Here is a 12,728-nt window from a genome sequence, read left to right as displayed (position 1 = left end):
CAGACGACGGCTGATCGGACGGCGCCACAGAGGGGCCGCCGCACTGTATGAGGGGGGAGCCGGCGGCCCGGCCGCCTCCTGGTGAGGGCTCTCAGTCAACCGACCACGCGCCCGGCGCGGCAGAGCGCGCGCTCCCCGGATGCGGGCACTCCGTTCACACCCCGTGTGAAGACAGCTCCACTAGGCTTGACGCCACCGAGCCTCCGGAGGGCCTCCATGCAGCCCAACACCCTGCTCGACGCGATCCTCGACGAAGCGGGCATCTCCCACGCGGGCCTCGCCGCCCATGTGAACCAGGCGGGAAAGGCCAGAGGTCTCTCGCTGAGATACGAACACACCGCCGTGGCCCGCTGGTTGAAGGGCCAGCGCCCCCGCGGCCAGGTGCCCGACCTGATCTGCGAAGTCCTCGCGGCCCGGCTGCAACGCACGGTCGCGCTCGACGACATCGGCCTCGGCGTGCCCGGGATCCCGGCCGCGCGGCAGGGCTCGATGGCCTCCACGCTCTCCGGGTTCGTCGAGCGGGCCACCGCGCTGTGGCGCTCGGACGAACAGCAGCGCCCGCATCTGCTCGGCGCCCCCGCCGTCACCGGCACGCCCGCGGTGATGCCCGTCTGGGAGTGGGAGAACCCGCCCGAGGACGTGGACGTCTCCCGCGGCGGACGCCACCCGGTCAGCATGGCGGAGGTGGAGATGATGCGCGCGGCCCGCACGCACTACGAGCAGATGTATCGCAAGACGGGCGGCGTGGCGATGCGCACCCGCATAGTCGGATTCCTCAACGCCGAGGCGGCGCCGCTGCTCCGGGGCAGCTACACCGACGCGATGGGCCGTCAGCTGCACCGCGCGACCGGCGGCCTGGTGGCCATCGCGGGCATCTGCGCGTACGACTCGGACGCGCACGGTCTGGCCCAGCGCTACTTCCACCAGGCGCTGCGCCTGGCGAAGGCCAGCGGGGACCGGGGACTCGGCGCGTACGTCATCGCGCTGCTCGTCAACCAGTCGCTGTTCATGCGGGAGTACCGCCAGGCGGTCGCCTTCGCGGAGGCCGCGCTGCGCGCCGCGGGCCGCGACATCACCCCGGCGCTCGCGTCCGACCTGTACGCGATGCAGGCCAAGGCGTACGCGCACCTGGGCGACGGCAGCAGCGCGCTGTCCTGCATCCGGCGTGCCGAGGCCGCGGCCGACCGGATCCGGCGGGGGCGCGAGCCGGACGAGACGGGCTATGTCCAGCCCGGCCTGGTGAACGTACAGGTGGCGGAGGCGCTGCTCAGCCTCGGCGATCTGACCGGAGCGCACGAGCACGCCGCGGCGGCCGTGGACACCCCGGCGCACGACCGGGGCCGGGTGCACCGGCTCGCCATGCTGAGCCAGATCGAACTGCGCCAGGGGAACACCGACGAGGCGGTGGCCACGGCGGTGGAAATGGCCGAACAGGCGCGCGGAATGGAGTCACAGCGACTGCGCGACCGGCTGCGGGCGGTGCGTGAGCACCTGGTGCGCAGCGACTGCGCGGGCACGGCCGAGGCCGCCGAACTCATCGACGGCGCACTGCGGGTCCCGCTGTAGGAGCGCGGCGCGCCGACGCGCGACCTCTGTGCCGCCGCGGGGAGCGGGGGCGAAGCCACGCGTGACACGTGCTACTTCGCTCTGCCGTGCGCGGAGTGCTCTGGACACTCTTCTGCTGCGATATTGCCATCTATTCGTCGAAAGGTGGCAGAACCGTGCAGTGGACGAAACAGAGCGAACAAACTGTGTATGGAAACCGATGGTTCACCGTCAATCTCGCAGATGTCGAGCTTCCTGACGGGCGGCACCTCGATCACTTCCTGATACGCCTGCGGCCCGTCGCGATCGCCACGGTCGTGAACGAGGCCAACGAGGTGCTGCTCCTTTGGCGGCACCGCTTCATCACCGACAGCTGGGGCTGGGAGCTGGCTGCCGGAGTCGTCGAGGACGGCGAGGACATCGCGTACGCGGCGGCCCGCGAGATGGAGGAGGAGACCGGCTGGCGGCCGGGACCCTTGCGGCACCTGATGAGCGTGGAGCCGTCCAACGGTCTCACCGACGCCCGGCACCACATCTACTGGTCGGACGAGGGGACCTACATCGGCCACCCCGTGGACGACTTCGAGTCGGACCGCCGTGAGTGGGTCCCGCTGAAGCTCGTCCCCGACATGGTGGCGCGGGGCGAGGTCCCGGCCGCCAATATGGCGGCGGCACTCCTTCTGCTGCACCATCTGCGTCTTGGCCAGGACGCGCGTTGACCGGCCTGTCCCGCCTGTTCCGCCCCCGGGCTAGCGCCCGAGGGCCTGCCACACCGCCACCACGAGTGCCCCGATGGAGGTGAGGGCGGCGAGGGCTGGCAGTGGCCACCGGTTGTGCTCGAGGGCCGTGATCCGGAGGGACAGGTCGTCCTGGTCCTTGGTGTGCTGTGTGTCGCTCTGGGTGAGTAACGCGAGCCGTCCGTCGACGCGGGCGAGGCCCACGTCCAGGCTGCGACGTAACTCTGCGAGTTCTTCCGGGACCACGGGACGCTCGGGGTCGGTGGTCACGAGTCCGCTCCTTTCGGTAGTCGTCACATCCCCCCTGTGCGCACGGAAAGTCAACTCGCCTGGTGGTCGGGGCGGGAGCGTGTGCGAAGGGCATATGCGAGCCCCCCGCGCACACGGTGTGTGAACGGCGCGGACCCGGCGCTCGGAGAGCGCCGGGTCCGTGAACTGGCCGAAAATTGACTCGAGTTCAGGTGCGGAGAGTAATCACTCCCGGCTCGCCAGCGGTGAAGCGGAAGGCGATCACGCGTACCTGGACGCGGGTCGTGCGGAGATGGCGTGAATCAGGCGTACGTGTAGAAGCCCGATCCGGTCTTACGGCCGAGGCGGCCCGCGTCGACCATCCGCTGGAGCAGCGGGGGAGCGGCGTACAGCGGCTCCTTGTACTCCTCGTACATGCTGTCCGCCACCGATGCCACGGTGTCCAGGCCGATCAGGTCGGACAGCTTCAGCGGCCCCATCGGGTGGGCGCAGCCCATCTCCATGCCGTTGTCGATGTCCTCGCGGGAGGCGATGCCCGACTCGAACATCCGGATCGCGGAGAGCAGATACGGAATGAGCAGCGCGTTCACCACGAAGCCCGAGCGGTCCTGGGCGCGGATCGCGTGCTTGCCGAACACCTTCTCCACCAGGGTCTGCGCCCGGCTGATCGTGCCCTCCGACGTGGTCAGCGCCGGGATCAGCTCGACGAGCTGCTGCACGGGGGCCGGGTTGAAGAAGTGGATGCCGATGACCTGGTCCGGGCGGGAGGTCGCCACGGCCAGCTTCACCAGCGGGATGGAGGAGGTGTTGGAGGCGAGGATCGCGTCCTGCCGCGTCACCACTTGGTCGAGCACCTGGAAGATCTCGGTCTTGACCTGCTCGTTCTCCACGACCGCCTCGATGACGAGGTCACGGTCGGCGAACTCGCCCAGGTCGGTGGTGAAGCTGAGCCGGGCGATGGCCTCGTCCCGCTCCGCCTCGGAGATCTTGCCGCGCTCGGCCGCCTTGGCCAGGGAGTTGTACAGCCGGGTACGGCCGATCTCCAGCGCCTCGCCGGTGGTCTCCGCGACCTTCACGTCCAGGCCGGAGCGGGCGCAGACCTCCGCGATACCCGCGCCCATCTGGCCACAGCCCACCACTCCGACGCGCGCAATGTCGGCCATAGAGTCGGTCACCTCGTGCCTTTCGCTGATCAACGGACTGGCAGGGTCCCCCGTACGAGCCGGTGCCTGCCTCGCCGGTGAACGTTACTCCGCAACCTGCGGTGCGATACGGGCCGGGTCGGGCATGCTGTCCCCGAACGACCAGCGGTTGTCGGTGGAATCCGGACTCGAGGGGCGACTTCATGAGGCATTTGTCACGTCAGGGGTCACGTCAGGGGTCGCGCCGGGTGTCGCGCCGGGCGTTCACGATGGCGGCGGCCTCGGTGGCCGCGGGGCTCGCGATGGCGGGGGACGTGGCGGCGCGGCCGTCGGCCGGGCGCCGGGGGCGTGAGATGCGCGGCATGTGGGTGGCGACGGTCGTGAACATCGACTGGCCGTCCAAGCCGGGCCTGTCCGCCAAGGACCAGCGCGCCGAGCTGATCGCCTATCTCGACGAGGCGGTCCGCAGACGGCTGAACGCGGTGGTGCTCCAGGTGCGTCCGACGGCCGACGCGTTCTGGCCCTCGCGGTACGAGCCGTGGTCGGAGTGGCTCACCGGCACCCAGGGCAAGGACCCGGGCTGGGACCCGCTGGGCACCGCCGTGCGCGAGGCCCACCGCAGGGGCCTTGAGCTGCACGCCTGGTTCAACCCGTTCCGGATCGCCATGCACACCGACCCCAGCCGCCTCATCCCCACCCATCCCGCCCGCCTGCACCCCGAGTGGGTCGTGCCCTACGGCGGGAAGCTCTACTACAACCCGGGCCTGCCCGAGGTGCGCCGGTTCATGCAGGACGCGATGCTCGACGCCGTCCGCCGCTACCGCCTGGACGCGGTGCACTGGGACGACTACTTCTACCCCTATCCCGTCGCGGGCCAGACCTTCGACGACGACGACGCGTTCGCGCGGTACGGCGGCGACTTCCCCGACCGGGCCTCGTGGCGGCGCGACAACATCGACCGCCTGGTGCGGGAGATGGGTCGCCGGGTGCACCGGATCCGCCCCGGCACCCAGTTCGGGATCAGCCCCTTCGGGGTGTGGCGCAACATCGCGACCGACCCGACCGGATCGGACACGCGCGCGGGCGTGCAGACCTACGACGACCTGTACGCGGACACACGCGGCTGGGTGCGGAAAGGGTGGATCGACTACATCTGTCCGCAGTTGTACTGGAATATCGGGCTTGCTGCCGCCGACTACGCCAAGCTCGTGCCCTGGTGGGACGAGGTGGCGCGCGGCACCGGCGTGCGGCTGTATGTGGGGGAGGCCCTGTACAAGGCGGGGGACCCGGCGCAGCCCGCCCCGTGGCAGGACCCGGCCGAACTGTCCCGGCACCTCACGTACGCCAAGGGCTTCCCGCGTGTGCGCGGGCACGTCTTCTACTCGGCGAAGCATGTCGTCGCCGACCGGATCGGCGCGATGCAGCGCGTCGTCGACGACCACTACACGTACCGCGCCGACGGCTGAGCGGCGCTGGCCCCGTGCCCCGGTCCGCCGGGCCGGGGTGGTGGACCCGGGCCTGGTCGGCCCGGGTCCGGGGCTCACTCGTCGTCTGCGGCGAGGGGGCGCACGACGGTGTCGGGGCCCGGCGACATGAGGGCCTCGTGCCCGTCCTCGAACCGCACGCGGTAGGGCGGGGTGCCGTTCTCGCCGAGGATCTCGATGACCTCCGCCGTCCGGTCCTGCTGTCCGACGATCCTGCCGTGGATCAGCAGCCGGTCGCCCACGGATGCATGCATGGGGAGTGCCCTCCTCGTCCTGATCACAGTGGTGGCGGTGCGTGGCCGTCAGTGTACGACCGGTGGTGGCCGACTGGCCCTACCCGCGTGCCCGTTGAGTGACGGCGATGCAGACGAGGACCGCCACCGCGGTCAGCGGCGCCGCGGGCGTCAGGTGCTCGCCGAGCAGGAACAGCGACCAGACGAGGGTGAGCAGCGGCTGGGCCAGCTGCAGTTGGCTGGCCTTGGGGATGCCGATGGCGGCCATGCCCCGGTACCAGACGAGCAGGCCGAGGAACTGGGAGCCGATCGCGAGGTAGAGCAGGCCCGCCGTGCTGTGCCAGGTGAGCTGGAACGGCTCGTGGCGCAGCGCGATCACCGCCCAGACGACGTTCAGCGGCAGGCACAGGACGAGCGCCCAGCCGATGACCTGCCAGCCCGGCATGTGGCGGGCGAGTCGGCCGCCCTCGGTGTACCCGGCGGCGCACACCAGGAGCGCGCCGAACAGGTACAGGTCGGCGGTCGACAGGGCGCCCCCGCTCTGCTGCACCGTGAACGCGGCCACCGCCACCGCCCCGGCGATCGCCGCCGCCCAGAACGTGCGGGACGGCCGTGTGCCGGTGCGCAGCGCGGACAGCGCGGCGGTGGTGAGCGGGAGCAGTCCGACGACGACCGCCGCGTGCGCGGTGCTCGACGTCTGCAGCGCCAGGGACGTCAGGAGCGGAAAGCCGACCACGACGCCGCCGCCGACGACCGCGAGTCCGGCCCAGTGGGCCCGGGCCGGCAGCGGCACCCGGAGCGCGAGGAGGCAGCCGCCCGCGACGACGGCACTGAGCGCGCAGCGCAGCGCCACCAGACTCCAGGGCCCGATGCCTTCCAGCCCCCAGGCGGTGGCGGGGAACGTGAGGGAGAAGGCGATGACGCCGAGGGCGGCCTGAAGGGTGCCGGCGCGGCGGCGGTCGCGGGCGGGGGCTGCCGCGGGGGTGGTGGGGGAGGCCGTGGTGGCGGCAGCGGGTCCGGCGGTGCCGATGGCCTTCGTGCTGTCGCTGGGTGTGCGGGGTGCGACCGCTCCGTCGGGCCCGGCGCCGAGGGTGTCCCGCGTTTCGACCGCTATCCGTCCGGGGGCAGTAGCGCTATCCTGTGCTCTCATGCATGAGCGTAGCAGTGTGGGTGAGTTGGCGCAGAAGCTGCGCGGGGAGCTGGACCGCTACTCTCCGGGTGAGAAGCTGCCGTCAAGTCGGGCGTTGGTCGAGCGGTTCCGGGTGAGTCCGGTGACCGTGTCGCGGGCCCTCGCGCAGCTCGCCGCGGAGGGGCTTGTCGTGACCCGGCCCGGCGCCGGGGCGTTCCGGGCGCGGCCGCCCCGCGCGGGCGAGGCCGTCGTCGGTGACACCTCCTGGCAGGAGGTGACGCTCAGCGCGGACGCCCTGACGGACGTCGTGCCGCGGTCCGTCGACGCCTCCGGAGTCCTCGCCACGCTCGCCGCGCCCCCGCCCGGCGTCATCGAGTTCAACAGCGGCTATCTGCACCCTGCGCTCCAGCCGGAGCGGGCGATGGCCGCCGCGCTCGCCCGGGCGGGCCGCCGCCCCGGCGCCTGGGACCGGCCCCCGGTCGAGGGCCTGCCCGAGCTGCGCGAGTGGTTCGCGCGCGGCATCGGCGGCGCGATCACGGCCGCGGAGGTCCTGATCACCTCGGGCGGGCAGAGCGCCCTGACGACGACCCTGCGGGCGCTCGCCCCGCCCGGCGCCCCCGTCCTGCTCGAATCGCCCACCTACCCGGGCCTGCTGGCCATCGCGCGGGCCGCCGGGCTGCGCCCGGTGCCGGTGCCCGTGGACACCGACGGCGTGCGCCCGGAGCTGCTCGCCGCCGCGTTCCGGGCGACCGGGGCGCGGGTGTTCGTGTGCCAGCCGCTGTTCCAGAACCCCACCGGCGCCGTGCTGTCCGCCGAACGCCGCCCGGAGGTGCTGCGGATCGCCCGGGAGGCGGGCGCGTTCGTCGTCGAGGACGACTTCGTACGCCGTCTCGTGCACGAGGACGCGGGCCCGCTGCCCCGGCCCCTCGCGTCCGACGACCGGGACGGCGTGGTCGTGCACGTCTGCTCGCTCACCAAGGCGACGTCGCCGAGTTTCCGGGTGAGTGCGCTCGCCGCGCGCGGGCCCGTCCTCGAACGGCTGCGCGCCATCCAGGTCGTCGACCACTTCTTCGTACCGCGCCCCCTCCAGGAGGCCGCGCTCGAACTCGTCGGGTCACCGGCCTGGCCGCGTCATCTGCGGACCGTGGCGGTCGAGTTGAAGGGCCGCAGGGACGCGATGACGGCTGCGCTGCGGCTGCGCCTGCCCGAGCTCACGCTGCCGCACATCCCGGTCGGCGGCTACCACCTGTGGCTGCGGCTGCCCGACGGCACCGACGAACTCGCCTTCGCGGCGGCGGGGTTGCGCGCCGGAGTCGCGGTCGCGCCCGGGCGGCCCTACTTCGCGGCGGAGCCGCCGGCCGCCCACATCCGGCTGAGCTTCGCGGCGCTCGCGGGCGTCGGGGAGATCACAGAGGGGGTCCGCAGGCTGCGACAGGCGTGCGACGAGGTGCTGGTGTGACAGGGGGCGCGAGCCCGTGGAGCCACGGGCGGGACGCGAACGAGAGGGGGACGACGCGTGGGGGAGTGGCGAACGAGCGGGGAAAGACGCTCGACGCGAGCCGTCGTCCCTGCGAGTCTCACGTCATGACCAACGAGTACGTTGCCCCTGACGGCAGCGAGTGCGCCCTCCCCGACGGGTATCAGCTGTCCACCGACCCGGCCCGCCTCGACCTCGTCCGCATCCACGAGTGGCTCTCCACGGACGCCTACTGGTCCATCGGCAGGCCCCGCGCCAAGCAGGACGCCGCCATCGCCGGATCGCTCAACTTCGGCGTGTACGAGGAGGCATCGGGCAGACAGGTCGCCTACGCGCGCGTGGTGACCGACCACGCGACATTCGCCTACCTCTGCGACGTGTACGTCGACCGCGCGGTGCGCGGCAAGGGCATCGGCGTCGCGCTCGCCGCCGGGGTCCGCGACCACCTCTCCCCGTACGGGGTGCGCAGGATCCTGCTCGCGACCGGGGACGCGCACGGCGTGTACGAGAAGGTGGGCTTCACGGCGATCGACAACCCGAGGCAGTGGATGGTCCTCGGCGAGCAGTGACGGCGCCCGCCCCCTCTCGACCGCGGGCACCACGCGCCCCACGATCACCGCATGCACGTTGGCGTGACGCTCAGAGCCGCCGCGCGCGGCACCGCCCTGCTCGCCGAGCGGTTCGACGACGACCGCCCCTCGACGAGACGGGCCGGCACGAGGAGCGGCGCGCCACGCCCGCGCCGCTCCCGCTGGGCGTGGCCGAGCCGCGCTACTGCTCGCCGACCCCGCGCAGCCGCGCCACCGGCGACGCCCTGGGACTCGCGCCGCTCGCCCAACCCGCCCTGAGCGACTGCGACACGGGGCGCCGGCGCGGGTACACGCTGGCCGAGGTGACCGCGGCCGAGCCGGGCGGGGCCGACGCCTGGCTGCGCGGTCCGCGGTCGGCGCCGCACGGCGGTGAGTCGCTGCTCGCGTTCATCTCGCGCGTCGGCGGCCGGCTCGACACCCGGCCCGCCGGGGACGGCGTCCGCGTCGTCGCGGTGGCCGAGCCCGCGGTGGTGCGGGCGGCGCTCGTGCACGCCCTGAAGGCGCCCCCGTCGACGTACGGGAACATCGACGTCGGCCCGCTGCCGACGGTCGGCCTCGCCGGGGACGGCCGCCTGGAGCCCGCGGATCGGGGTGCCGGTGTAGGCGTCCTGCCGCACGCGGGCCGCTGGTTCTCCCGCTGCCGGGACCGGGGCGACCGGTACCGGGGCGGCCGGGGTCAGGGCAGCCGGGTGTAGTCCGTCGTCAGGAGCAGGTCCTTGGCGGGGCCCGCCACCCGCCACCGGGTGCGCCAGCGCGACGCGTCGTACACCTCGAACTCGCCCCGGTACAGGTCCGCCGCGCACGGATGGTCGGTGGTGTGCCGACCGGAGCGCAGGTCCAGGTCGTGGAAGAAGCGGCCGTCGGCGAAGCGGACGACCGCGGTGCCCGCGGGGGTGCCCGGCAGGAAGCGGAGCGTGCGCTCGGCGGGGCGGGCGACGCCGTGCCAGGTGAAGGTGCCGGACTCGTGGTGGAGCAGGCCAGCGGCCGGTCCGGACCCGGGCCCCGCGTCCGCGAGCGGCGTGAACAGGGTGGTCCCCTCGAACCGCCCCTCCACCGACTCCACCGGCTCGCCCGCGCCGCCCGCCGCGGCCACCGCGAAGTCCCGCACCGTCCGCTCGACCCGCCAGCCCCCGGCCAGATACGCCAGCGCGTCCGGCACCGCGTGCGCCGGAGCCGTCACGGTGCCGGCGCGCTCGTCGGACCGGGAGGCGGGGCCGGGGAAAGGGGGCATGCCCGCAGGTTACTCCGGTCCGCTCCGGTCTACTTGTCGACGACCGCCAGGCTGTTCTCGTCGTAGCGGGTCCCCGCGACGCGGTCCGCCGGGGCCGCCGCCTCGATCGCGGCCAGCTCGTCGGCGGAGAGTTCGAGGGTGGCGGCGGCCAGGTTCTCCTCCAGGTACTTCTGGCGGCGCGTGCCCGGGATCGGCACCACGTCGTCGCCGCGGTGCTGCACCCAGGCGAGCGCGAGCTGCCCGGCCGTGACGCCGCGCCGGGCCGCGAGGCCGTTGAGGGCGTCGACGATCGCGAGGTTGCGCTCCAGGTTGCCGTCCGCGAACCGCGGCTGGGTGCGCCGTATGTCGCCCTCCTCCAGGCTGTCGACCGAGGTGACCCGGCCGGTCAGGAAGCCCCGGCCGAGCGGCGAGAACGGCACGATGCCGATGCCGAGCTCCCGGCAGACCGGCACGATCTCGTCCTGCAGGCCCCGCGTCCACAGCGACCACTCGCTCTGCAGCGCCGCGATCGGGTGCACGGCGTGGGCACGCCGGATCGTGCGCGCGCTCGCCTCCGACAGGCCGAGATGGCGCACCTTCCCGGCGGCGACCAGCTCGGCCATCGCGCCGACGGTCTCCTCGATCGGCACGTCCGGGTCGACGCGGTGCACGTAGTAGAGGTCGATGTGGTCGACGCCGAGGCGGCGCAGCGAGGCGTCGCAGGCCTCGCGTACGTACGCGGCGTCGCCCCGGATCCGCATGGGCTCGCCGAGACGGTTGGCGAAGCCGAACTTCGTGGCGAGGACGGCCTGTTCGCGCCGGTGGCCAGCGAGGGCGCGGCCGAGCAGCTCCTCGTTGTGCCCGTTGCCGTAGTAGTCGGAGGTGTCGAGCAGGGTGACGCCGAGGTCGAGCGCGCGGTGGACGGTGGCGGTCGACGTGGTGTCGTCCGAGGTGCCGTAGGCGTCGCTCATCCCCATACAGCCGAGCCCCTGGGCGGAGACCGTGAGGGCGCCGAGCCTGCGGGTGGGCATGCCGGTCATGTCGTACCTCCTGGTGAAGCGGTGTTCTTGGGCGTGACCCTAGGAGCTGGAGTGCGCTTCACCGCAAACAGATTTCCGTGGTGGCGGCAGGCGTACGGGGGCTGTCCCCAGGGCCGGGGCTGCGGCTCGCCGGATGGTCGTCCGGGGCGCGGCTTCGTAGCGTCCTGAGCGGACCGCAAGCCGGACCGCCGACCGGATCGTGAGCACCGCCCGCACGCCGCCCCGAGGAGCACGATGCGCGCCACCACCACGACCACCGCCGGGCTCGCCGGGCTCGGCCTGGCCGCCGTCCTCACGGGTGCCCTGCCCGCGCAGGCCCTGGTGGAGCGGCCCCCGCCACCGGCCCACGCCGGTCGCGCCGCGTCGGCCGGACCGGCCGGACCGGCTGGCCCTTCCGGACCGTCCGCGGCGGATTCCACCCGGTCCGCCGCCCTCGCCAAGTACCGCGACCAGCACCTGACATGGAGCCGCTGCCCGGCCGCCCACAAGGAACTGAACGCGGCGGGCGCGCGCTGCGCCGACGTCACCGTCCCGCTCGACCACGCCGACCCGGACGGCCGCACCCTCACCATCGCCGTGTCCCGGATCAAGGCGACCGCGCCCAAGGGCGAGCGCCGCGGCGTCCTCCTCTCCAACCCGGGCGGACCCGGCGGCACCGGACTCGCGTACACCCTCGCGCTGCGCTCCGCCCTCAAGGACGTCGCGGGCCGCTACGACCTGATCGGCTTCGACCCGCGCTTCCTCGGGGAGAGCTCCCCGATCACCTGCGACCCCGCCCGCAAACCCGCACCGCCCGCGACGACGAGCCCGCGCGCGGACTTCGACGCGGCGGTCCGCGACGCCCGCGAGGACGCGCGCCGCTGCCACGCGCGCGGCGACAACGCCGCCCTGCTGCCGCACGCCTCGTCGCGCAACGTGGCCCGCGACATGGACGTGATCCGGGCGGCCCTCGGGCAGCGCACCCTCTCCTACTACGGCGTGTCCTACGGCGCCGACCTGGGCGCCGCGTACGCGCAGTTGTTCCCGGGCCGCGTCGACCGCCTCGTCATCGACTCCGTCACCGACCCGGCCGCCACGCAGTACGAGCAGTTCCAGCGCTCGGGGGCACCCGCCGAACGGGCCCTGGACGAGTGGGCCGCCTGGACGGCGCGGCACCACACGACGTACCGGCTCGGCCGCGGCGCCGACCGCGTGCGCGCACACGTCGAAGAAGTGCTCGACCACGCCGAGCGGCGGCCGCTGCCCGTGGCCGGGCAGCGCCTGACCGCGCCGCTGCTGCGGATGATCCTCAAGCAGCCGCTGACGCAAGGGGAGAACGACGCGACGGTGGCCTCCCTCGTACGCGATCTCGTCGCCGCCGACCGCGGCGAACTGACCGAACCGGGCCCCGAACTCGCCGCGATGCTGAAGATGCTGAACTCGCCCGAGGCCGCGGACAGCATGCTCGGCGGCATGTTCTTCATGTGCGGCGACGGCGGCTGGCCCGCCGGGGGCTGGCCCATGGCCACGGAGACGTACTGGCGCAACAGCGTGCGCAGCCGTGCCACCGAGCCCGTCTTCGGCCCGTTCGTGAACGGGATCACGGCACCGTGCCCGTTCTTCGCCGAGCCGCCGCGCGAGCCCGCCGTGACCGTCGACAACGACGTGCCCGTCCTGATGCTCCAGGCGAGACGCGACCACACCCGCTTCGCGGACGCGCTCGCCATGCACCGCGCGCTGCGCGGCTCCCGCCTGGTGGCCACCGACATCCGCGGTCACGGCGTGTACGCCCGCGAGGTCGACGGTCTGACCCCCGTGCCGTGTGCCGAGCGCGCCGTCAACGACTACCTCGGGGGCGGGGATCTGCCCGGCCGCGACCGGGAATGCCCGGCGCCACGCGTCGGCTGACCCCG

Annotated in this window: 12 protein-coding genes and 1 pseudogene; 7 read left to right on the top strand and 6 right to left on the bottom strand. The window is 73.3% G+C overall.

Annotated features, from left to right (window positions below):
• Positions 1-216: 216 nt before the first annotated feature.
• Complete coding sequence (locus tag ACZ6BG_RS26270) at positions 217-1,566, top strand: hypothetical protein (RefSeq protein ID WP_030356295.1); 1,350 nt, start codon at positions 217-219, stop codon at positions 1,564-1,566.
• Between the two features lie 155 nt (positions 1,567-1,721).
• Positions 1,722-2,264 carry an NUDIX hydrolase gene (locus ACZ6BG_RS26265; RefSeq protein WP_380852834.1) on the top strand — a complete coding sequence of 181 codons (543 nt, stop codon included), beginning with the start codon at positions 1,722-1,724 and terminating at the stop codon, positions 2,262-2,264.
• Positions 2,265-2,294: 30 nt separating this feature from the next.
• Here ACZ6BG_RS26265 and ACZ6BG_RS26260 read toward each other — a convergent pair whose 3' ends face one another.
• Together ACZ6BG_RS26260 and ACZ6BG_RS26255 are read right to left on the bottom strand one after the other, a co-directional pair.
• Positions 2,295-2,552, bottom strand: a complete 258-nt coding sequence (locus tag ACZ6BG_RS26260; protein WP_030356297.1) for a hypothetical protein — start codon at positions 2,550-2,552, stop codon at positions 2,295-2,297.
• Positions 2,553-2,833: 281 nt separating this feature from the next.
• Positions 2,834-3,694 carry a 3-hydroxybutyryl-CoA dehydrogenase gene (locus tag ACZ6BG_RS26255; RefSeq protein WP_469005695.1) on the bottom strand — a complete coding sequence of 287 codons (861 nt, stop codon included), beginning with the start codon at positions 3,692-3,694 and terminating at the stop codon, positions 2,834-2,836.
• Positions 3,695-3,876: 182 nt separating this feature from the next.
• On the opposite strand from ACZ6BG_RS26255, the gene ACZ6BG_RS26250 reads away from it, so the two are divergent.
• Complete coding sequence (locus ACZ6BG_RS26250; RefSeq protein ID WP_469005693.1) at positions 3,877-5,139, top strand: glycoside hydrolase family 10-like protein; 1,263 nt, start codon at positions 3,877-3,879, stop codon at positions 5,137-5,139.
• Between the two features lie 74 nt (positions 5,140-5,213).
• On the opposite strand, the gene ACZ6BG_RS26245 is transcribed toward ACZ6BG_RS26250, so the two are convergent.
• Positions 5,214-5,411 carry a DUF1918 domain-containing protein gene (locus tag ACZ6BG_RS26245; RefSeq protein WP_469005691.1) on the bottom strand — a complete coding sequence of 66 codons (198 nt, stop codon included), beginning with the start codon at positions 5,409-5,411 and terminating at the stop codon, positions 5,214-5,216.
• Between the two features lie 79 nt (positions 5,412-5,490).
• The gene (locus ACZ6BG_RS26240; RefSeq protein ID WP_469005688.1) at positions 5,491-6,540 is read right to left on the bottom strand and encodes a DMT family transporter; all 1,050 of its coding nucleotides are present in this window, start codon (positions 6,538-6,540) and stop codon (positions 5,491-5,493) included.
• Here ACZ6BG_RS26240 and ACZ6BG_RS26235 point away from each other — a divergent pair.
• The 3 genes and pseudogenes from ACZ6BG_RS26235 (at position 6,539) to ACZ6BG_RS26225 (ending at position 9,281) form a co-directional block, all read left to right on the top strand.
• A complete protein-coding gene (locus ACZ6BG_RS26235; protein WP_469005683.1) occupies positions 6,539-7,978 on the top strand; it encodes an aminotransferase-like domain-containing protein in 1,440 nt (479 codons plus the stop codon). The genes ACZ6BG_RS26240 and ACZ6BG_RS26235 overlap by 2 nt on opposite strands.
• A 125-nt stretch (positions 7,979-8,103) precedes the next feature.
• The gene (locus tag ACZ6BG_RS26230) at positions 8,104-8,565 is read left to right on the top strand and encodes a GNAT family N-acetyltransferase (RefSeq protein WP_469005681.1); all 462 of its coding nucleotides are present in this window, start codon (positions 8,104-8,106) and stop codon (positions 8,563-8,565) included.
• A gap of 51 nt (positions 8,566-8,616) precedes the next feature.
• Positions 8,617-9,281 (top strand): annotated as a pseudogene (locus ACZ6BG_RS26225) (histidine phosphatase family protein).
• Here ACZ6BG_RS26225 and ACZ6BG_RS26220 read toward each other — a convergent pair.
• Positions 9,263-9,745, bottom strand: coding sequence for a DUF6314 family protein (locus ACZ6BG_RS26220; RefSeq protein WP_469006202.1), 483 nt, complete (start codon positions 9,743-9,745; stop codon positions 9,263-9,265). The pseudogene ACZ6BG_RS26225 and the gene ACZ6BG_RS26220 overlap by 19 nt on opposite strands.
• 101 nt (positions 9,746-9,846) lie before the next feature.
• Positions 9,847-10,836, bottom strand: coding sequence for an aldo/keto reductase (locus ACZ6BG_RS26215; RefSeq protein ID WP_469005679.1), 990 nt, complete (start codon positions 10,834-10,836; stop codon positions 9,847-9,849).
• A 234-nt stretch (positions 10,837-11,070) separates the two neighbouring features.
• Between ACZ6BG_RS26215 and ACZ6BG_RS26210 the strand changes: the two genes are divergently transcribed.
• On the top strand, positions 11,071-12,723 hold the full coding sequence (locus ACZ6BG_RS26210) for an alpha/beta fold hydrolase (RefSeq protein ID WP_469005677.1): 1,653 nt from the start codon (positions 11,071-11,073) through the stop codon (positions 12,721-12,723).
• Positions 12,724-12,728: the final 5 nt, after the last annotated feature.

The organism is Streptomyces sp. NPDC041205, assembly GCF_055591765.1.
Note: the sequence above shows the minus strand (reverse complement) of the source record. Positions and strands in the feature narration are given on the sequence as shown.